21 protein-coding genes and 1 tRNA gene are annotated in these 21,024 nt (G+C 44.7%); 12 read left to right on the top strand and 10 right to left on the bottom strand.

Annotation, left to right across the window (positions count from 1 at the left end; genetic code table 11):
- The first annotated feature begins 137 nt into the window (after positions 1–137).
- From DWY79_RS06400 to meaB, 3 genes are read left to right on the top strand one after another with little or no spacing between them, the layout of a single operon-like run.
- The gene (locus DWY79_RS06400) at positions 138–515 is read left to right on the top strand and encodes a DUF1573 domain-containing protein (RefSeq protein ID WP_005858893.1); all 378 of its coding nucleotides are present in this window, start codon (positions 138–140) and stop codon (positions 513–515) included.
- A 27-nt stretch (positions 516–542) separates the two neighbouring features.
- On the top strand, positions 543–1,652 hold the full coding sequence (locus tag DWY79_RS06395; RefSeq protein WP_005867942.1) for a DUF1573 domain-containing protein: 1,110 nt from the start codon (positions 543–545) through the stop codon (positions 1,650–1,652).
- A gap of 12 nt (positions 1,653–1,664) precedes the next feature.
- Complete coding sequence (gene meaB / locus DWY79_RS06390; RefSeq protein WP_005867941.1) at positions 1,665–2,762, top strand: methylmalonyl Co-A mutase-associated GTPase MeaB; 1,098 nt, start codon at positions 1,665–1,667, stop codon at positions 2,760–2,762.
- A gap of 43 nt (positions 2,763–2,805) precedes the next feature.
- On the opposite strand, the gene DWY79_RS06385 is transcribed toward meaB, so the two are convergent.
- The 6 genes from DWY79_RS06385 to porQ form a co-directional block, all read right to left on the bottom strand.
- Positions 2,806–4,278: a PD40 domain-containing protein gene (locus DWY79_RS06385; RefSeq protein WP_122369040.1), complete on the bottom strand. Its 1,473-nt coding sequence runs from the start codon at positions 4,276–4,278 to the stop codon at positions 2,806–2,808.
- A gap of 3 nt (positions 4,279–4,281) precedes the next feature.
- A complete protein-coding gene (locus DWY79_RS06380) occupies positions 4,282–6,033 on the bottom strand; it encodes a DUF6057 family protein (RefSeq protein ID WP_122369039.1) in 1,752 nt (583 codons plus the stop codon).
- A gap of 81 nt (positions 6,034–6,114) precedes the next feature.
- Positions 6,115–7,095: a 6-phosphofructokinase gene (pfkA, locus tag DWY79_RS06375; protein WP_005858904.1), complete on the bottom strand. Its 981-nt coding sequence runs from the start codon at positions 7,093–7,095 to the stop codon at positions 6,115–6,117.
- A 97-nt stretch (positions 7,096–7,192) separates the two neighbouring features.
- Entirely contained in the window at positions 7,193–8,065 is an 873-nt protein-coding gene (locus DWY79_RS06370; protein ID WP_009276154.1) for a 4-hydroxy-3-methylbut-2-enyl diphosphate reductase, read from the bottom strand.
- A gap of 183 nt (positions 8,066–8,248) precedes the next feature.
- Positions 8,249–8,938 (bottom strand): (d)CMP kinase, encoded by a 690-nt coding sequence (cmk, locus tag DWY79_RS06365; RefSeq protein ID WP_005867936.1) that lies wholly within the window; start codon positions 8,936–8,938, stop codon positions 8,249–8,251.
- Between the two features lie 20 nt (positions 8,939–8,958).
- Complete coding sequence (gene porQ, locus DWY79_RS06360) at positions 8,959–9,969, bottom strand: type IX secretion system protein PorQ (protein WP_022193218.1); 1,011 nt, start codon at positions 9,967–9,969, stop codon at positions 8,959–8,961.
- Between the two features lie 207 nt (positions 9,970–10,176).
- On the opposite strand from porQ, the gene DWY79_RS06355 reads away from it, so the two are divergent.
- The 8 genes from DWY79_RS06355 (at position 10,177) to DWY79_RS06320 (ending at position 15,336) form a co-directional block, all read left to right on the top strand.
- Entirely contained in the window at positions 10,177–10,869 is a 693-nt protein-coding gene (locus DWY79_RS06355; RefSeq protein WP_048928203.1) for an energy transducer TonB, read from the top strand.
- 80 nt (positions 10,870–10,949) lie between these two features.
- A complete protein-coding gene (locus DWY79_RS06350; RefSeq protein ID WP_122369038.1) occupies positions 10,950–11,924 on the top strand; it encodes a polyprenyl synthetase family protein in 975 nt (324 codons plus the stop codon).
- Between the two features lie 3 nt (positions 11,925–11,927).
- Positions 11,928–12,713, top strand: coding sequence for a TatD family hydrolase (locus DWY79_RS06345; protein ID WP_048928151.1), 786 nt, complete (start codon positions 11,928–11,930; stop codon positions 12,711–12,713).
- Positions 12,714–12,860: 147 nt separating this feature from the next.
- Positions 12,861–12,948 (top strand) — tRNA-Ser (locus DWY79_RS06340).
- A gap of 80 nt (positions 12,949–13,028) precedes the next feature.
- The gene (locus DWY79_RS06335; RefSeq protein WP_005867929.1) at positions 13,029–13,763 is read left to right on the top strand and encodes a MotA/TolQ/ExbB proton channel family protein; all 735 of its coding nucleotides are present in this window, start codon (positions 13,029–13,031) and stop codon (positions 13,761–13,763) included.
- Positions 13,764–13,772: 9 nt separating this feature from the next.
- Positions 13,773–14,246 (top strand): hypothetical protein, encoded by a 474-nt coding sequence (locus DWY79_RS06330; protein WP_005867928.1) that lies wholly within the window; start codon positions 13,773–13,775, stop codon positions 14,244–14,246.
- 32 nt (positions 14,247–14,278) lie between these two features.
- On the top strand, positions 14,279–14,869 hold the full coding sequence (locus tag DWY79_RS06325; protein WP_005858924.1) for a biopolymer transporter ExbD: 591 nt from the start codon (positions 14,279–14,281) through the stop codon (positions 14,867–14,869).
- Positions 14,869–15,336 carry a biopolymer transporter ExbD gene (locus DWY79_RS06320; RefSeq protein ID WP_005867927.1) on the top strand — a complete coding sequence of 156 codons (468 nt, stop codon included), beginning with the start codon at positions 14,869–14,871 and terminating at the stop codon, positions 15,334–15,336. Before DWY79_RS06325 ends, DWY79_RS06320 begins: the two co-directional genes overlap by 1 nt.
- Before the next feature lie 56 nt (positions 15,337–15,392).
- On the opposite strand, the gene DWY79_RS06315 is transcribed toward DWY79_RS06320, so the two are convergent.
- Positions 15,393–15,941: a GNAT family N-acetyltransferase gene (locus DWY79_RS06315; protein WP_122369037.1), complete on the bottom strand. Its 549-nt coding sequence runs from the start codon at positions 15,939–15,941 to the stop codon at positions 15,393–15,395.
- 144 nt (positions 15,942–16,085) lie between these two features.
- Here DWY79_RS06315 and DWY79_RS06310 point away from each other — a divergent pair, with 144 nt between their 5' ends.
- Positions 16,086–16,556 carry an Lrp/AsnC family transcriptional regulator gene (locus DWY79_RS06310; protein ID WP_005858930.1) on the top strand — a complete coding sequence of 157 codons (471 nt, stop codon included), beginning with the start codon at positions 16,086–16,088 and terminating at the stop codon, positions 16,554–16,556.
- 83 nt (positions 16,557–16,639) lie between these two features.
- Here the strand turns inward: DWY79_RS06310 and asnS are convergent, their stop codons facing one another.
- Genes asnS through purB form a run of 3 tightly spaced genes read right to left on the bottom strand, consistent with a single transcriptional unit; the run spans position 16,640 to position 20,952 of the window.
- Complete coding sequence (gene asnS / locus DWY79_RS06305) at positions 16,640–18,046, bottom strand: asparagine--tRNA ligase (RefSeq protein ID WP_008772638.1); 1,407 nt, start codon at positions 18,044–18,046, stop codon at positions 16,640–16,642.
- Positions 18,047–18,061: 15 nt separating this feature from the next.
- Positions 18,062–19,549: a pseudouridine synthase gene (locus DWY79_RS06300; protein ID WP_122369036.1), complete on the bottom strand. Its 1,488-nt coding sequence runs from the start codon at positions 19,547–19,549 to the stop codon at positions 18,062–18,064.
- A 59-nt stretch (positions 19,550–19,608) separates the two neighbouring features.
- A complete protein-coding gene (purB, locus tag DWY79_RS06295; RefSeq protein ID WP_122369071.1) occupies positions 19,609–20,952 on the bottom strand; it encodes an adenylosuccinate lyase in 1,344 nt (447 codons plus the stop codon).
- Between the last annotated feature and the right edge of the window lie 72 nt (positions 20,953–21,024).

The raw sequence follows: 21,024 nt of genomic DNA, 5'->3' as shown, positions 1-21,024 counted from the left end.
AGGTTAGAATGGGCACCGTAAGAAGGTAAGAATGGGCATCGCAAGAAGCGTTATCTTCCTCTAATTTTCAATTTTCAATTCTCAACTTTCAATTGAAATGACTATCTTTGTAATTCGAATTAAAACTAAACGATAAGATGAAACAAATAGTTTTTATTTTCATGGCGATCCTGTTAGCGACAGGAATGGCTTCGGCTCAGAAGAAAGCAGTTATTTCCGCGGAAACAACCAGTTTCGACTTCGGTACCATCAAGGAAGCGGACGGAAAAGTATCCCATACGTTTGAAGTATCCAATACAGGCGATATGCCTCTGGTCATTACACGTGTAATCGCGTCTTGCGGATGTACGACCCCGGAATGGCCGAAAGAACCGGTAGCTCCGGGTAAGAAAGCCCAGATCAAGGTTACTTTCGATCCGGCAGGACGTCCGGGTCCTTTCACAAAGACCATTTCCGTATACAGTAACGGGAAAACCGGAAGCTTCATCATGAACATCCGGGGAGAGGTTGAATAAGAAATACGTAAAAAACCCCCAATTGGAATGCTGAATATAAAAAGGTTGATCCTTGCTCTTACAGCAATTATATCTATAACGACAGCTTGGGCACAACAAGGCGCCCAAATCTTGTCGGACGAGTTGACTTATAATTTCGGGACAATAGCCGAGGCCGATGGATTCGCCAGTCATACTTTCACCATAAAGAATACGGGAGACGCCCCTTTGGTCATCACCCGTGTTACTGCGTCATGCGGTTGTACACGGCCTGAATGGACCAAGTCGCCGATCGCTCCCGGTAAGACCGGTGAAGTTAAGATAACGTATAATCCGAAAGGACGCCCCGGCCCGTTTTATAAAACCGTATCGATATTCAGCAATGGAAAGAAAGGGAGTTACAGCCTAGCCATTAAAGGGAATGTCACCCCGAAACCTTCGCAACCGGTCTTTACGTATCCTTATTCTATCGGTGATCTGAAGCTGCATACGAAGACTGTTCTATTCAGCAGTATCCGTCCGGAGGAAACGTTGGGCGAGAAGATCAACATTAAGAACGAGGGAAAGACCTCGGCTACGATTCATCTGGGTAAAGTACCTCACTATCTCAACGTACAGGTGAACCCGGCTACCCTTCAACCGGACGAGGTCGGTGCCATTACGATCCTTATGGATGCCAAGGTCTTGAAGCGGAAAGGACGAGTCTCTACGCTTTTGCCGGTCATGGTACAGAACGCCGGAAAGAAGGAAGTATCCGGAGAGATCCAGATCTCCGCCAACGTGATCGATAATTTCAGCAAACTATCCGCTGCGGATAAAGCCCAAGCCCCAATAGCGGAATTATCCGGCACTTTACTGGAATTCGGCAAGCTACCGAACAAGAAAAACATCGTTCCGTTGATCGGTGGTAAAGTATCGGGTACATTTGAGATTACGAATGCCGGAAAGACTCCGCTCACGATCTACAGCGTCACTTGTGATGATGAGCGTGTCGATTTGTCCGGCGGCAAGAAAGAACTTAAACCGGGAGCGACCGCTACTTTCAAAGTAACCTTGCGACCGAAAGAGATAAAGACAAAACTTGAAGCACTTATTAATGTCGTATGCAACGACCCGAACGGGCCTATTCGCTTGATCAAGGTCACCGCATATAAATAATGAATTATTAATATGGAACATCCAGAAAACGATGATCAGTACAAGGGATTGAAAGTGAATAAGGGCATTGCGGATGTCCCTACCGTAAATCCTTATATAAAAAAGCGTGCCCAACGCAAGGTATATACGCCTTCCGAATTCGTGGAAGGTATCTTAAAAGGGAATATCACGATACTCAGTCAAGCGGTTACCTTGGTGGAAAGCTCTAAGCATGAGCACCAACAGGTGGCGCAGGAGATTATCGAGAAATGTTTGCCTTTCGCTGGAAAATCGGTCCGTATCGGTATTACGGGTGTTCCCGGAGCGGGAAAGAGTACCTCTATCGACTCTTTCGGCATGCACTTGATCAACCAAGGGCGTAAGCTTGCCGTACTAGCGATCGACCCGAGTAGCGAACGCTCGAAAGGTAGTATCCTAGGAGATAAGACTCGTATGGAGGCCTTGTCGAGAGAGAAAAACGCCTTTATCCGTCCTTCACCATCCGCAGGCTCCTTAGGGGGGGTCGCCCGTAAGACCCGTGAGACGATCGTATTATGCGAAGCCGCCGGTTTCGACACCGTATTCGTAGAGACCGTGGGTGTTGGACAAAGCGAGACGGCCGTACATTCTATGGTGGACTTCTTTCTATTGATCCAACTTGCCGGTACCGGCGATGAATTGCAGGGTATCAAGCGAGGTATCATGGAAATGGCGGACGGTATTATTATCAATAAAGCGGATGGAGACAATATCGATAAGGCGAATCTCGCCGCCGCTCAGTTCCGGAACGCCTTGCATCTTTTCCCACCTTCGGAATCAGGTTGGTTCCCGAAAGTATTGACTTATTCCGGTTATTACAACATAGGTATCAAGGAAATATGGGATATGGTCGGAGAGTATATGGAGTTCACCAAAAAGAATGGCTACTTCAACTATAAACGTAACGAGCAAGCTAAATACTGGATGTACGAAAGCATCAACGACACGCTGCGGGATAAGTTCTACCATAACCCGGCGGTAGAAGGCATGCTGGAACAAACAGAGAAGCAAGTCTTGAACAACGAGATCAGCTCGTTCGTGGCAGCCAAACGAATGATTGATTTATTCTTGGATCATATCGCTACGAAATAAAAGTATAAGAATGTCGCACGATCGGATCATGCGACACTCTTTTTCACTTGAACCTTACATCAATTCCTTTATCTTCTTTCGCTTTCACGGCCAACGTGCGTCCTTGTCTCTTTACCTCTCCTGTGATGAATTCAGGTATATTGTAGGATTTCATAAAGCGAAAATAAAAATCCGTATCCTTCTGGGGTAACAGGAAAGGTTTGCAAGCCTGTCCTTTCTCATCGATATAAGCGATAAACGGTCTTGTATACAAACCATCCATCCGCCGGCTGCTAAACACGATCCAACGGCTATCGCTACTCCATGAATGATAGCTTTCCACATCGTCGCTATTCGCCGCCTCCAATGGATAACTTCGCAGAGTCGATAAATCAATCATGTACAAATCGGCATCCTTATGCCAAATAGAGAAATTCCCATAACCGGACAAGGTATAGAGCAAATACTTTCCATCCGGGGAAACCCGGGGAAAAGAAACGCTTTTATCGATCTCCGATGCCTTATACAAAGTATCGACTACCGTCCCGAAACGGCGTGTAGCGGGATCGAATGAGACAGAGCATAGATCGTATCTCACTTGATCGTATTCCTTGGGCATCGTACGGGATTTAGCCGAACAGAAATAGAGCGTATTTCCATCCGGGGAAAATGTAGGGAAAGTCTCGAACGCTCCCTCTGAAGACAGCAGCGGAGAAGTCACGATCTCATGCTTTTGCGTATCATAGACGACTACATCCGAGGCTGAGTCGAATACCTCCACCCGATTCCTATCGTTCATATGAAACGCTTGCTTGGTTTTATTCACGGAGAAAGCGACATATTTTCCGGAAGGATGCCAAGAAGGATAGACTAGCGGAGAAAGGGTCTGATCGGTCTTCGTATTCAGCTTCTCCACTTTATCTCCATCGATCAATAAGGTACAAGAGTAGGTCTCACGCATATGGAAAAGCATTTTCTCCGGATTCTGCATACAGAAAGAATGGCAGTTCATACAGTTATTGCCGCTCATCTTATTTTCGATGATCGCGTTCTCCGTATAATTTTCCAAGTTACGTTGATAGATACCCATACGGTTCCACAACTCATAGCCCGGTTCGATTAAACGATAAGCCAACCAACCATCGACCGGCTCCTTCGCCACCTTGATGATGAAGGGGGCATACGCGATCCATTCATCATTCACGAAGGCTTGTACGGTTACATTCAGATGATTCCCGGAAGCGGCACGCAACAGCCTTTTCCAACCGGAGGCCGGGATCACGAAACAAGCGTCTTTCCCGGTCTTGATCTCTAATTTCTCCGGGCCACATTCGAGAATGGCACGGGCCTCAACGCAAGCATCTTTCAGCTTAAAATTCAAGGGAGCTATATTCGGCGGGATTGTCACATCCACATAATCCGGAAAGATCTCCGGCTTGACTTCCAGATTCTTCTGTATACGTACCGGACCGGAACAAGCCATCAAGCCCAGAATCATCCACAGACATATACATCTTATTATATACATTTTTCTCATCTCCTATTTAAACATATAATAATACCAATAGGTATCGCCATAAGAGCGATACATCAAACCGGGCAGCGCATTACTATTATTCCGCCCAGCGAGCACTTGCCTCTTATAATCGGTGAATCGCCCTACGATAGATTCCGAGACACCGAAACGTTTCCAGTAATCCGGATCTTTCTCCGATAGGATGATGACCGCCTCTTGAAAAGAGACCGGTAAAGAAGGGAGTAAATCCGTTCCGTAATAGGTTTCCACCAACGTCTTAAAGCGCGTCACATCTTTTGCTAAAAGATAGAACACGCCGGCATAGTGGAAAGCGGCTTTATTGGAAGGATTCTGCTCCGCCAAGCGAATCAAGTCCGTGTCGAATCCATCCATCTGGATCAGATGATTCTCAGCTAGCAGGTTCCTGCGCATATTCCCCAATAGAGGATCTGTCTCGACCGCCTCATCATTATACAGGAATTTCCGCTGCGCTTTGGCCCAATCCTTATAATAGAAAGTATTCTCTAAGACAGCGATATATTTCTCCGCGACCGGATAGGCTCCATAAATCAAGTTCGTTTGCACCAAACGTTGCGTCATGCGGGGATTTCCATCACATAAAGCGCCGATATTACTCTCGAATGCCATCTCTTGAGCCGCGGCGACATTTCCCATCGTAAAATAAACATCACTCAACAAGGCGGATATGGTGGTCGATTTATTCCATGCCACCATTAATCCACGAGGCCCGTGCTGCGTGTACTTAAACGCCTCATCCGCCAGAATACCTTTCCGGGCCAAAGCCATATTTTGGTAACATAAATAGAGTTGATTAGTGGTCGGCTCCTTACATGATACCAAGATCCGGTCCCATTGCTCTGTCCGGGTAAAATAGTCCATCATCTTCAAGCGGTATGATTTCTGTTCGCCATATAGATCGAAGCCTTTCCAGAAGATAAGCCCTAAGATAATGAATTGGGAGATTCCCAGCGCTAGACGCTTTTTACCAGCCCATGATTCCTTGTTTTTACAGAGGCAGGTTACAACCAACGCCGCATAGAAAGCGATCCATGAGAAATAAATTACCTTATCCGGCACCAAACGGAAATAATAATAACTATCCGGTAAAAAGACAAAGCGGTATTCTCCGATCACCGAGTAACGCACACATAATCCACCCAAGATCAACACGATCATCGGTAAAATCGCAGAATAATACCAACGGGGCGTCCGGCTCATGGCCTCATATCCGACCATGGATAAGGCAAACAACAAAGAGACCGGCCCGGCCAACCCAAAGAGTAACAGGGAGGCAAACAGACTTGCTATCAAACGAGGTATGAAATTCCTTATCCCTAAAACGAGATATAAAGCAAGCAGCATCATACCGAAGGCGACCGTTCCTTGAAACCTGTAATTAAAATCCCATTGCACAAACAACAAAGATAGGACGGGAAGCCAAGCCCATAAAATACCATGGCTTCGCGGATCGATCCGCCTCAAGATCGCCCAGAACAAGGCCCCTAGGCCTGTCAGCAGGGCCGCCGTTATCATAGCTCCCACATTCGGGAGAATGAAGAACTGCACCAAACAACCGGAGAGAACCATCGCTAAACCTCCCGGTTGCATTAACTTATCGATAATAAAAATGGGAGTCAACTGGAATAACTGGTTCTGCTCGACACAATAAAAGTGGTACTCACTGAATATCCTCAAGAAGATAAACAGAAAGACAAATACGATTACATGCAAGGCCACGCCGCTATACTTCTTCATGATATCAGGTTCTTCAAATAAAAACCCGGATGTACGCAATCGCTACATCCGGGTTCCTATTCGTATAAATATATGCCTTATTTAGATTGAAGAAACACGGAGCGTGTTCAACAAATCCCGGTTAATAGGCTTATCATTCTTGATCGCTTTAGAGAACGGTACATAGACGATCTGGTCGTTCTGGATACCCATCATCACGTTACGCTGGTCATCCAACAAGGCATCGATCGCGGCCACACCCATACGAGTCGCCAAGATCCGGTCTTGTGCCGTAGGAGAACCACCACGCTGCAAGTGACCTAAAATAGAGACACGCACGTCGAACTGCGGATATTCCTTCTTCACACGCTCAGCGACACCCATAGCGCCACCGGTTACCTCACTTTCGGCAACCAATACGATACTACTGTTCTTGGACTTACGGAATCCATTCTCGATCATCTCGGCCAATTGGTCTTTCTCCAAGGAGATTTCCGGGATAATAGCGGCTTCGGCGCCAGAAGCGATCGCTCCGTTCAACGCCAAGAAACCGGCGTCGCGCCCCATAACCTCCACAAAGAACAGACGATCATGCGAGGTAGCCGTATCACGAATCTTATCCACGCATTCCATGATCGTGTTCAAGGCCGTATCATAACCGATCGTCGTATCCGTGCCATACAAGTCATTATCAATCGTACCCGGCAATCCTACGATCGGGAAATTAAACTCCTGAGCGAAAATACGCGCTCCCGTCAACGTTCCGTCACCACCGATAGCGATCAAGGCATCGATCCCATGCTCTTGCAACTTATCATAGGCCTGTTTTCGTCCCTCGGGAGTCTTGAACTCCACGCAACGGGCGGTCTTAAGAATTGTTCCACCGCGTTGAATTATATTACTGACATTTTGTGTCTTAAACTCTTCAATCTCATCTAGGATCAACCCTTTGTAACCACGGTAAATACCTTTCACTCTCATTCCGTTATAAATAGCGGAACGTGTTACCGCACGAATAGCGGCATTCATTCCCGGGGCATCACCTCCGGACGTTAAAATACCAACACACTTTACTGTAGACATAGCGTCATTGATTTTAATGTTCTCCGGCAAAAGTAGTAAATATTTAGTTATCCTTCTGTCTTTCTCCCGGAAAGTTCACGTAATCTTAATCAAAATATCATTCCGAAGCATTCAGTTCCTTGATCCGGACCGCCACTTCCTCCATCAACCACTTGGGAGTGGATGTAGCGCCGCAAACCCCGACCCGGCGCACGCCCTCGGGCAAAGGCTCGGTAATCTCTGATACCTCGGAAATAAAAAGCGTATTCGGGTTCGCTTTCCGGCACTCCTCGAACAGCATCTTTCCGTTGGAACTTTTACGACCGGCCACAAAATAGACCCAATCGTGGCTGGAGGCGAACGCTTTTATATTCGGAAGACGATTCGCCACCTGACGGCAAATCGTATCGTAATAATTAAACTCCACCCCTTCCGCCATCCGCTGCTTGATCTCCGCCACTACCGCCTTGAATCCATCCAAGGACTTCGTGGTTTGGGAAAACAGACTGATCGCACGGGTAAAGTCCAGACGATCGAGGTCTTCTATTTTCTCGATAACAATCGCCGTGCCTTCCGTCTGGCCCACCAAGCCATTCACCTCCGCATGGCCTTTCTTTCCATAGATAACCAACTGGGTGTTATTCGCCCGGGTCTCTTGATAACATTTATGGATCTTGCGCTGCAAACGCAAGACGACCGGGCAAGTAGCGTCTATAATCGTGATATTGTTTCGCTTCGCTAAAGCATAGGTAGAAGGCGGCTCGCCATGCGCCCGGAGCAACACCTTCCGGTCTCTCAACCTTGAAAGTCCCTCATGGTCGATCGTATGCAGCCCCATATGCTCCAACCGCTCCACCTCCAAACTGTTATGAACGATATCGCCTAGGCAATACAGCGTATCCGTATTACCCAGCTCCCGCTCCGCGCTTTCTATGGCGGTGACAACCCCAAAGCAGAATCCGGAATCTTTATCTATCTCGACTTCTATCATATCTATAATATCATTAACAAACAAGCACTTACAGTTTTCTTAATTTTCAATCACAAGAAACTAAAGTTTCTTCATAACAAAACTAGAGTTTTCCCTAAGAGAAACTTTTGTTTCCTAGTAACGAAACTATAGTTTTCATTCGAAGAGACAAAAGTTTCTTTATAGGAAACTCCAAGCACTCGTTTATGAACCGATCGCTTTATGATATTGTTCCAGCAACCAAGCCTTTTGCTCGTCCAAAGTCATATGGGAATTATCCAATACCAAGGCATCATCAGCTTGTCTCAAAGGACTTTCCTCCCGGGTTGAATCTATATAATCCCGCTTCTTCACATTCTCCAGCACTTCCTCGTAAGAAGCGGGGATCCCCTTCGCCTCCAGCTCATCGACCCGGCGCTTGGCACGTACCTCCGGCGAGGCCGTCACGAAAAGCTTCAACTCCGCGTCCGGGAATACGACCGTACCGATATCACGGCCATCCATCACGATGCCTTTCGCCTTCCCCATCTCTTGTTGCTTAGCGACCAACGCACGGCGCACAAAGCCTAGAGTGGCTACCGGACTCACTTTATCCGCCACTTCCATACCACGAATCTCTTTCTCTACATTCACACCGTTCAAATAGGTATCTGGCCGGCCGGTCTCCGCATTCAAACGAAATGAAATATCGATATCATGGATAGAAGCCTTCAGCTCTTCCTCCTTAATCTTCTCTCCCTCAAAAAATCCATGCTGGATGCAATACAAAGTCACGGCCCGATACATGGCACCCGTATCGATATACGTATATCCGATCTCCTTGGCAAGATCTTTTGCCATGGTACTTTTGCCACTGGAAGAGTGGCCGTCTATAGCGATAACTATTTTCTTCATATATATACTAATGTATAGGTTTATTCTGTCACCTTCTTAAAATCGGCCAAGGTCGTAGATACGCTAATCATCATCGACATGGCGGACGGATGATATTTCGCCAGCGAGAAGCCCACGTCAAACATCTTGATCCTTACGCCTGCGCCAGCCGAGAAGCCGGAGAAACTTCCCCCGCCTTTCAACTTCATATCCATATTGACCTTCGGATTGAATCCTACGCCTACCCAAAAGTTCTCGGACGGGATAAAATCCACGCCGATGATAAAATGCTTCGCCAACGTCTTAACGAAAGAATCCCCTTCATACTCTTTATCCGTATTATCGATATAATCGAACTTCCAACGGTTCAAGTATTGGGCCGTCAAAGAAAAACGAATCGGGGCATGCGCCATTTTCTGCGTGATACCCATCTGGATATCCCAAGGCATCTTTTGTCGCTCATCCTCGTAAGCTTTCAGTTGCGCGCCGATATTCTTCAAGGCAAAACCAAAGGAAAAGCCCTTATCCGAATTATAATAACTCAATCCCGCATCCACGCATAAACCGATAGAGGTATAATCAGCCAGCCCCGAATACAAGAACTTCAACGACAATCCACCCCGCCAACGCTCGCTCAAGTCGCGGGAGTAGAAACCATTCACGCTGATATCTTTCGCCGAAAGACTTGCTCCGGTCACGACATTATCCGGCAACACCTCCTGGATATCGCCATAGCTTATAAACGTAGCGCCTACGCCCCAAGCCCCTTTCTCGCCATGCGCTTTCGTGAACAAGGCACTCCCTACGTTGATATCCGAGATGTAATTCATATAATTCAAGTTGATCATCCCATCCATCTCCGCGCCTAGCAACGCCGGATTATGAAAAATAAGTGAAGGATCTCTTTCTACCAACGCCACGGTATGCCCACCCAAGGCGTTAGCCCGGGTCGAGGTCGGGAAACGTAAGAAAGTATACGCCTCGCTCCCGTTTTGCGCTGAGACAGACAGTGTAACAACGAATAAAATCAGTATAAATAGTTTATTTCTCATATTTTCATGCAAAAAATCGTTCAAAGATACATTAATTCGGAAAAATGTTTTTACTTTACACCCGCAAATCTCAGAAATACGGATTTCACATTAACAGAAACGGGAAAAATGCCAAAAAGGTATATAATCGCTCTCATTTTTGTTTGATATATGAAATAATTTGTATTTTTGCAGAAGTGAAAAACACTTATAAATTATTATAAACGTATGGAAATTAAAAAATCACCGAAAGCGGACCTTGAGAAAGGTAAGACCCTAAGCATCCTTATGGGATTTGTAGTGGGCTTAGCTGTCTTGTTCGTGGGCTTCGAATGGAGTACCCGCGATGTAATGGTCGTTCAGGCTAGCGAGGGTGTAGCAGACATCATCGCTGAGGAAGAAGTGGAAATCACGAGACCGGAGAATACGCCTCCTCCACCTCCACCACCTCCAGCACCAGTTGTAACCGAGGTTTTGAACGTTGTTGAAGATGACGTTGAATTGGAACAGCAGGATATCTTATCATCAGAGGATGACCAAACCTCAGCGCAGGAGGCTGTTTATACTCCCCCCGCAGTTGTAGAAGAGGAAGAAGAGTCCGCACAACAGATCTTTACAGTTGTAGAAGAAATGCCGAAGTTCCCCGGTGGAGACGCAGAATTGCTGAAGTTTATCGCTAAATCAATCAAGTATCCGGTAATCGCACAGGAAAATGGTATCCAAGGTCGTGTAATCTGCGCATTCGTGGTTAACCGAGACGGATCAGTAGTAGACGCTGAGGTATTACGTGGTGTAGACCCATCATTGGACAAAGAGGCTCTTCGTGTGATCGGTACCATGCCTAAATGGACTCCGGGTAAGCAGAGAGGTAAACCAGTACGTGTTAAGTATACTGTGCCTATCACGTTCAGATTGCAATAGTATAACATTAAACATATCAAAAAGGCTGCTTCATTTTCGCAGCCTTTTTTTATTTCATAACTCCATTAATTGATACAGCTATGTTAGCATTCGAGAATATACTTCAAAGAATAGAGAGCGAGATCTCTCAACTACAATTCACCAATCCTCCCAAGAGCTTATACGAGCCGATAGAGTACATCTTGTCCCTCGGAGGGAAAAGAATACGTCCGGCGTTAACGTTGATGGCATGTAATATATATAATAATAGTATAGAGAATGCGATCAAGCCCGCTTTAGGTCTGGAAGTTTTCCATAACTTCACCTTGCTGCACGACGATCTGATGGATGAAGCTGATAAAAGAAGGAACAAACCTACCGTACACAAGGTATGGAATGCCAATACGGCGATTCTTTCCGGAGATGCGATGCTAATAGCGGCTTATCTATTAATCGGATCAACGGAACACGGTCACCTCAAACAAGTGTTGGATTTATTTACGCAAACCGCGGCGGAAATATGTGGCGGCCAACAATTCGACATGGAATTCGAGTCTCGCATGGATGTAAGCGAGGAAGAATACATCGAGATGATCCGGCTAAAGACAGCCGTACTACTGGCCTGCGCCCTTAAGACGGGTGCCCTACTCGGAGGTGCCTCACAGGAAGACGCAAGCAACTTATATGCGTTTGGTATCAATATAGGTCTAGCGTTTCAACTGCAAGATGATTTACTAGATGTATATGGTGACACCGCCACTTTCGGGAAAAACATTGGCGGCGATATCCTTTGCAACAAGAAAACATTCTTATTGATCAACGCTCTCAGACTGGCCAATAAAGAACAAGTGGAAACTCTCCGTAGCTGGATGGATAAAAAAGAATTCGACCCGGCTCAAAAGATACAGGCATTCACCTCTATCTACAACGAATTGCAGCTAAAACAATTAACAGAAAATAAAATCCAAGCCTATTACGACGCATCCGTAGAGAACTTAAACGCTTTACAAGTCGCCCCCGAAAAATTAACGATCCTAAAAGAGGTTTGTGATCATTTAATGCATAGACAATCCTAATCCATGAGCTTAATAGACACACATTGCCATTTATATCTGGAGGATTTCGATCCGGAGCAAGACGAACTGGCTCAAAAAGCAAAAGACTCAGGTATCGACACCCTGCTTCTGCCAAACGTAGACCTGACGACGATTGACAGAATGCACGATTTATGCGATCGATACCCAGAGTTCGCTTTCCCTATGATGGGATTGCATCCGACCAGTGTGGATAGCAATTATATCGATATCCTAAAACAAACGGAATCCTATCTATCTAAACGTACTTATTGCGGTATCGGTGAAATCGGGATCGATCTATATTGGGATAAGACTTATTTGAAGGAGCAACAAATCGTTTTCGAGGAACAACTGCGTTGGAGCATCGATCTGAACCTGCCCGTAGCCATCCATACCCGTGACGCATATCCGGAAGTTCTGGAATGCATACATAAAGTCGGAGCGGAAAGACTTAAGGGCGTATTTCATAGTTTTACCGGCACAACGGAAGAGCTGGAAGAAATAAAGAAACTGCCCACCTTCAAGATCGGGATAAACGGGGTTGTCACCTTTAAAAATTCAAAACTGTCCGAAGTCATCCGGCAAACGGATCTTGAAAAGATACTCTTGGAAACAGATGCCCCCTATCTTTCACCAGTCCCCTACAGAGGTAGACGGAATGAGCCTACTTACATATGGAAGACGGCCGAGAAAGTGGCGGAAACATTCGGCCTCACGCTAGAGGAAACCGTAAACGCTACTCGAAAAAACACATTAGAATTGTTTAAAAGCCTAAATAAACCCATATAGACACTTTTTTTCGAATGAAGTCAAAATTTATTTCGCGGATATTGTGTATATGTCAAGCAAAAACTATAGATTTGTGCACTGAAAAGATTGCATATGGGAATTTTTTCGTATTTTGCGGTCGTTTTAGAAGAAGCTAGGCGAATAATTGGAGAGATGCTCGAGTGGTTGAAGAGGCACGCCTGGAAAGCGTGTAAACCCCTAAAGGGTTTCGCGGGTTCGAATCCCGCTCTCTCCGCAGTGGAGAATACCATGAATTAATTAACAATAAAATAAAAACAAATAAGAGAATTATTAATCTTAAAAATTAAACACACAATGAAAAAGTTATTTGCAAAAGCATTCTTGGGTTTATGTGCCCTTGGAACTTCTACCGTAGCATTCGCACAGGATGCGGCTCCAGCAATTGAAGGAGGTATGTATCAAGCATTAAAGACAAAGTTTATCGAAGGTGGTGCCGACTTCATGAGTTTGGTCGCTATCGCTTTGATTTTCGGTTTGGCATTCTGCTTAGAGAGAATTATCTACTTAAACTTGGCTGAGACAAACTCCAGCAAACTGTTGAAAGGTATTGAGGATGCTTTAGACAAAGGTGATGTTGAAGGCGCTAAAGCTATCGCTCGCGACACAAGAGGCCCTATCGCTTCTATCGCTTACCAAGGATTGATGAGAATTGACCAAGGTATTGACGTTGTAGAGAAATCTATCGTTTCTTACGGTGGTGTTCAAGGCGGTCTTTTGGAAAAGAATATGTCTTGGATCACATTGTTTATCGCAATGGCTCCGTCTTTGGGATTCTTGGGTACTGTAGTAGGTATGATCATGGCGTTCGATAAAATCGAGCAAGTTGGTGATATCAGCCCGACGGTTGTAGCAGGTGGTATGAAAGTGGCCTTGATTACTACTGTAGGTGGTTTGATCGTAGCCTTGATTCTTCAGGTATTCTATAACTATTTGTTAAGCAAATTGGAGGCTATTTTGAACCAGATGGAAGATGCTTCTATCTCTTTGCTTGACTTGGTTATCAAATACAACGTCAAATTCAAAAAATAATAACGAATTATGGCAGTTACTAAAATAAGAAAAATATCCAGTTGGACTTTACTGATAAGTTCTATTATCAGTATCATTGTGCTGGGTATGTTTTATGCGGGTGGAGTCGTTGACCCTGCCGCAGAAATGAAAGAACCCATCTATACAGGGTTATTGATTAACTGGACTTCTGTATTGTTCTTCGTGACAATCATCAGTACAGTATTGTTTGCGGTTTGGCAATTCTTGACTTTGCTGAAGACTAACGCTAAATCAGCTATCATGTCTTTGGTAGTATTAGTTTGTTTCGTAGCCGTATTGTTCATCACCTATACAATGGGTGACGCGACTCCTTTAGCAGGCTTGAACGCAGACTCTCAAGTTTACAATACTCCGGGTTGGTTAAAGATCACAGACATGTGGATCATGTCTACAATCGTACTTTTGGTTCTGATCGTAGCATGTGTAGTTTGGGGTTCTGTAAAGAGAATCATGGGTAAATAATAGTAATAACGAACTGATAAAACAAGAAAGAAATGGGTAAGAAAAGAAAGACACCGGGTATCAATGGTTCTTCTTCGGCCGATATCGCTTTCATGTTGCTTATCTTCTTCCTTATTACTACATCAATGGATACAGATAAAGGTTTGGCAAGACGTTTGCCGCCCCCTGTACCTAAAGATCAGAAGAACGATACCGATGTTGACATCAAAAAGAGAAACTTGTTGGTTGTATTGATCAACAGTAATAACCAGATTCTCTGTGGTGATCAATTTGTCGATATCAAGCAATTGAAAGAAAGAATCAAAGAGTTCATTGATAATCCTTACAATGACGAACATAAGCCTGAACGTGTTGAGGCTGATGTTCCATTCTTCGGAAAGATGATGGTAACGAAGAACCACGTAATTTCTTTACAGAATGACCGTGGTACCGAATACCAAGCTTATATCGATGTGCAGAATGAAATCGCGGCTGCTTATAACGAATTGAGAAATAAGGTTTCTAAGGAAAAATTCGGGAAGAATTTCGCTGATTTGGACGAAGAACAACAAAAAGCTGTACAGCAGATTTATCCGCAAAAGATATCAGAAGCTGAACCTAAAAATTATGGAGGTAAAAAGTAATGGGAAAGTTTAGTAAAGCGGGCGGTCGTGAAATGCCCGAATTGAATACATCATCATTACCTGACTTGGTGTTCGCTTTCTTGTTCTTCATCATGATGGTAACATCTATGCGTGAGGTAACATTGAAAGTAGAGTTCCATGCTCCACAAGCTACAGAGCTTCAAAAATTGGAGAAGAAATCTTTGGTTACATTTATCTATGTAGGTAAGCCGACTAGAGATTTGAGAGCGAAGATGGGTTCTGAGACTCGTATCCAGTTGAATGACGCTTTTGCAGAGACTTCGGAAATTCAGGATTATATCGCACAAGAAAAGTCCAGTATGAAAGAAGAGGACCAGCCGTTTATGACAGTTTCTATCAAGGCTGATAAAGAGACCAAGATGGGAACGATCACCGATATCAAGCAGGCTCTTCGTGAGGCATACGCATTGAAGATTAGTTATTCCGCAGCACAACGTGTAGAGTAATAATTATTCAGATATAGCATTATAAAAAGGGGCGGGATTTATTTCCCGCCCCTTTTTTATTCCACTCCATAAACGTTTTGGTGAATAATGGTCTTAACTCGCTCAAAAGATTGCTCAAGATCAAGTTCCCCATGAGTCATCAAACGCATTTCTAAAAATGCCTCTCCCTTACGATAGGGAGGTTGGAAATATACATGGTGATCCAAGACAAACCCCAGACGTTCATAAAAACCGATTCTACGTTTACTCATCTCCTCTGTCGGCATCTCTACCTCTAAGACAACCGGATCTTCGTGGAGAGCTAAAAAACTTGTCATTGCTTTTGCTCCGATTCCTCCGTTACGAGCGGACTCGTCGATTGCGAAATGCTCCGCATAAACAAAGCCCTCAAATTGCCATCCCGTAATGAAACCCACATAAATACCATCCCGTAGCAAGGCATACATCTCGAAACGGCTATCTTCCTCCAAAAGCTTACGTACCAAAGAGAAATCACGACGCTCTTCCTCGGGGAAAGAACTAGTATATGTTTTCTCTACTAGATCCAATAAAGGATCGGCTATCTCCCGGACAGGCTTACTAATTATTACATGATCTTCGCTCATAAAAAAAATACTTAATAATTGAATAAAGAATGCTTACAAAATCAAAATAATCTACCATAATCTTTAGGTGATTATAAGATTATCATTATATTTGTATTAAATATGAAAGATATAATCTAACAGTAATACAAATATACTGAATATATGGCACATCATCAACTAGATGAACTGGACGAGAAGATACTTAAACTAATCATCGGCAATGCGCGTATGCCATTTTTGGAAGTAGCGAGGGAATGTAACGTATCCGGAGCGGCTATTCATCAACGCATACAAAAGCTGACTAATTTAGGGGTTATCAAAGGTTCAGAATTCATCGTGGATAACACAAAAGTTGGGTATGAAACTTGCGCATATATGGGGTTATTCCTAAAGTCTCCCGGACAATTTCCAAGCGTTACCGAAGCGCTGTTGCAGATACCGGAAGTCGTGGAATGCCATTATACAACGGGGCAATACGACCTGTTTATAAAAATATACGCAAAGAACAACCAGCATTTGCTAAGCATCATCCACAACAAGCTTCAACCATTGGGCTTGGCTCGCACCGAATCGCTTATATCCTTTAAGGAGGCATTCAAAAGGCAAATTCCTATTGATCTGGACGACGATTAAACAAAGGAAGCTATATAAGAAAAGGGTCCGTAATCCGGTTGAAACCGGTTACGAACCCTTTTTATCATGATCACTAAGCGCTATTAGAACTCAGCGTTATTCGGTGTACGCGGAAAAGGTATCACGTCACGGATATTTCCCATACCCGTAACGAACAACAAAAGACGCTCAAAGCCCAAACCGAAACCAGAGTGAGGCACCGTACCAAAACGGCGAGTATCTAAGTACCACCACATATCCTTCATCGGGATGCCCAATTCGTCAATACGACTCATTAGCTTATCATAGTCGGCCTCACGCTCGGAACCGCCGATGATCTCTCCGATCTTCGGGAATAATACGTCCATCGCACGTACCGTCTTTCCATCCTCGTTTTGCTTCATATAAAAAGCCTTGATCTCTTTCGGGTAATCCGTTAAAATTACCGGACGTTTGAAGTGATCCTCCACTAAGAAACGTTCGTGCTCGGAAGCCAAATCTACACCCCAATAAACAGGGAACTCAAATTTATGTCCTTTAGCGACAGCCTCTTCCAATATCTTGATTCCTTCAGTGTACGGCAAGCGAACAAATGAGTCTTTCAAGACCCCTTCCAGACGAGCGATCAATTCCTTATCGAACATATCGTTCAAGAACTTGATATCCTCCATACAGTTATCCAACGCCCATTGTACGCAATATTTAATGAACTCCTCGGCCAACTCCATATTGTCCGTGATATCATTAAAAGCGACTTCCGGCTCAATCATCCAGAATTCCGCCAAATGACGAGGCGTATTTGAGTTCTCAGCGCGGAACGTAGGGCCAAACGTATAAATCTGTCCCAAGGCTGTAGCTGCCAACTCACCCTCCAACTGTCCGGAAACCGTCAAGCTAGCCTGCTTGCCGAAGAAATCGTCCTCATAAATGATAGAGCCATTCTCATCCTTTTTCAAGTCGTACAAATTTTTGGTAGTAACTTGGAACATCTGTCCGGCACCCTCACAGTCGGAAGCCGTGATGATCGGCGTATGGAAATAGAAAAAGCCTCTATCATGGAAAAACTTATGGATAGCGTAAGCCATATTATGACGAATACGGAATACCGCTCCAAATGTATTCGTACGAGGACGCAAATGAGCGATCTCACGCAAAAACTCCATGGAGTGTCCTTTTTTCTGCAATGGATAAGTAGCTGGATCAGCCGTACCGAAGATCTCAATCTCGGTAGCCTGTATCTCCACATTTTGCCCCTTACCTTGGGATTGTGTCAAGATACCATTTACGCTGATACTAGCTCCCGTGGTAATCGGTTTCAAGAACTCATCACCCAATTTATCTACATCCACAACGATCTGAACATTATTAATTGTAGAACCGTCATTCAAGGCGATAAAATTCACCTGTTTGCTACCACGGCGGGTACGTACCCATCCTTTCACATTCACGGTAGTACCGAAAGCGTCGCTTTTCAGCACGTCAACAATTTTTGTTCGTTTAATTGTTTCCATCTGTATCGTTTTTTGTTATTCGAAAGCTCCCATCCTAAGAGCGTTCACTTCCCTTTCATTTAAGTAACGCCATTTACCGCGGCCTAAGTTCTTCTTAGTCAAACCGGCGAAATAAACACGATCCAATTTTGTCACATGATATCCCAACGATTCGAAAATACGGCGCACGATACGGTTACGGCCGGAATGGATCTCGATACCCACTTGGCTCTTATCGTCCTCGCTAGCATAGCTGATAGCGTCCGCATGGATCTCTCCATCCTCAAGCTCAAGGCCGTTGGCGATTTTCTCCATATCCTCGATAGCCACGTTCTTATCCAACCACACATGGTAGATCTTCTTCTTCTTGAAAGATGGGTGAGTCAATTTAGAAGCTAAATCACCATCGTTCGTCAACAACAAGACTCCTGTCGTATTTCGGTCCAAACGGCCTACCGGATAAATACGTTCTTGGCAAGCGTTCTTCACCAAATCCATCACCGTCAGGCGTTCTTGAGGATCATCAGAAGTCGTTACGCAATTCTTCGGCTTGTTTAATACAATATATACTTTGCTCTCAATCTGAACCGGCTTCTCGTTAAATGTAACAACATCTTGACGAGTAATCTTAGTACCCAATTCCGTTACCACGACATCGTTTACCTTAACAGCCCCTTTCTGGATAAACTCATCCGCCTCACGACGAGAGCAAACGCCAGCGTTAGATAAGAATTTGTTCAAACGAATCGGTTCGTTCGGATCCGCCAAGACTTCCTTATACTTGATCTGTTTCGGACGCATGTTGTAACCCTGCTGTCTTTGGAAACCACCTCCTCCACCGGGACGGCGATTATTATTGTAAGAAGGACGGCGATTATTTCCATATCCACCACCCCCTTGACGATTACCGCCATAAGAGTTATCGTTACCATACGAACGTCTGGGTGCGTAACCGTCCCCGCCGCTTGAACGTGAATCATTGTAATCAACCCGGGTATCACCTACTCTAGGTCTTCTTTTCTTCATACCATCCGCAGACATTCCCTCTCCGGAAGGACTAGCGGAATAAGCCTTTGCCGGGCCATCATAATTCGGACGAGACGGACGATTGTATTGTCCTCCCCCATTCCCATACGACGGGCGGTTATTTCCATAAGACGAGCGGCCGCTGTTGTAGCCACCTTCACGGTTGTTGCCATAAGACGGGCGATTATTTCCATACCCACCTTCGCGATTGTTGCCATAAGATGGACGACTATTACCATAGCCCCCCTCACGGTTGTTGCCATACCCGCCTTCACGGTTATTATCGTAAGAACGCGGACGGCTCGAACGATCCCCGTATGAAGGACGGTTATTTTCTCCATAAGACCGATACGGTCTACGTTCATAGCTACCCTCAGGTTTATTATAACCCTGATTGTAAGGTCTTCTTTCACCTTCTTGGTCTGTGTTTTCCCGTCTGATACTTGGTATCACTTTTTTTGGACGCGGTTGAGATTCATCTCTTTCTTCTGTACTCATTTGTTATAAATTAAACAATGGTTAAAAACTTGGTAGCCTCACGGCTACCTGTATTATCACTAAATTCCTGTATAATTATGAGGCGTTATAGCCCTTAATTCATCTTTAATCCGGTCGCTAACATTCAAGGTTTCGATAAACTCCTTGATAGATTGCTCCGTAACAGTCTGGTTCGTACGTGTCAAAGCTTTTAATGCCTCGTAAGGCTTCGGATAACCCTCACGGCGTAAGACCGTCTGGATACCCTCGGCTACCACAGCCCAGCAATTATTCAAATCCCTACTTAGGGCGTTCTCGTTCAATAACAATTTACCCAAGCCTTTTGTTAAGCTCTTGAAGGCAATTTCTATATGTGCCAAAGGCACGCCTACGTTTCTCAACACGGTAGAATCCGTCAAGTCTCTTTGTAAACGAGATACCGGCAATTTCGTAGCCAAATGCTCTAAAATAGCGTTAGCGATCCCTAGATTACCCTCAGCGTTCTCGAAATCAATCGGGTTCACCTTATGTGGCATAGCAGACGAACCGATCTCACCCGCCTTGATCTTTTGCTTGAAATACTCCATGGAGATATATTGCCAGAAGTCACGATTCAAGTCGATCAAGATCGTATTGATACGCTTCAAGCCATCGAAGATCGCTGCCAGATTATCATAATTAGAGATCTGGGTAGTCCACTCCTCACGTTTCAAGCCTAACACCTCACTAACGAACTTATTACCGAATGCCCTCCAATCATAATCCGGATACGCTACATGATGTGCATTGAAGTTTCCTGTAGCGCCACCGAATTTAGCGGAGATAGGAACGGCCTTTAACAATGCCAACTGTTGCTCCAAACGGTAAACAAAGACCATCACCTCCTTACCCAAACGAGTCGGAGATGCCGGTTGCCCATGTGTCTTAGCCAACATCGGGATATCCATCCATTCCTCGGCGTATTTTTTCAAGGCGCCGATCACCTCTTCCAAACCCGGATAATACACCTCTTGCAAAGCATCCTTGATCGATAAAGGCACAGATGTGTTATTAATATCCTGAGAAGTCAATCCAAAATGAATAAACTCGTGGTATTTCTCCGCAAGGAAATGATTTGTTTTTTCCTTAATAAAGTACTCCACCGCTTTCACATCGTGGTTTGTCACGCTCTCGATCTCCTTCACTCGTAAAGCGTCCTCCTCCGTAAACTCCTGATAAATCTTCCGGAGCCCCTTTTTTACTTCCGCCGCATTTAACTCGCTTAATTGCGGAAGAAACTCAGATAGAGTAATAAAATACTCGATCTCAACTCGCACCCTATACTTGATAAGTGCGTATTCTGAAAAATAAGCCGCCAGATTCTCAGCCTTATTCCTGTATCGCCCATCCACGGGCGAAATAGCAGTCAGTGTCGATAATACCATATACATTATTAATATAGAGTCGCAAAGTTAAGTCTTTTCCATTGAATAATAAGGTAAGCAATCGTTATTTTT

It is taken from the genome of Parabacteroides sp. AF27-14, assembly GCF_003635425.1.
Lineage (GTDB): Bacteria > Bacteroidota > Bacteroidia > Bacteroidales > Tannerellaceae > Parabacteroides > Parabacteroides distasonis.
The sequence above is the reverse complement of the archived record's forward strand: the minus strand, read 5'-3'. Positions and strand labels throughout refer to the sequence as shown.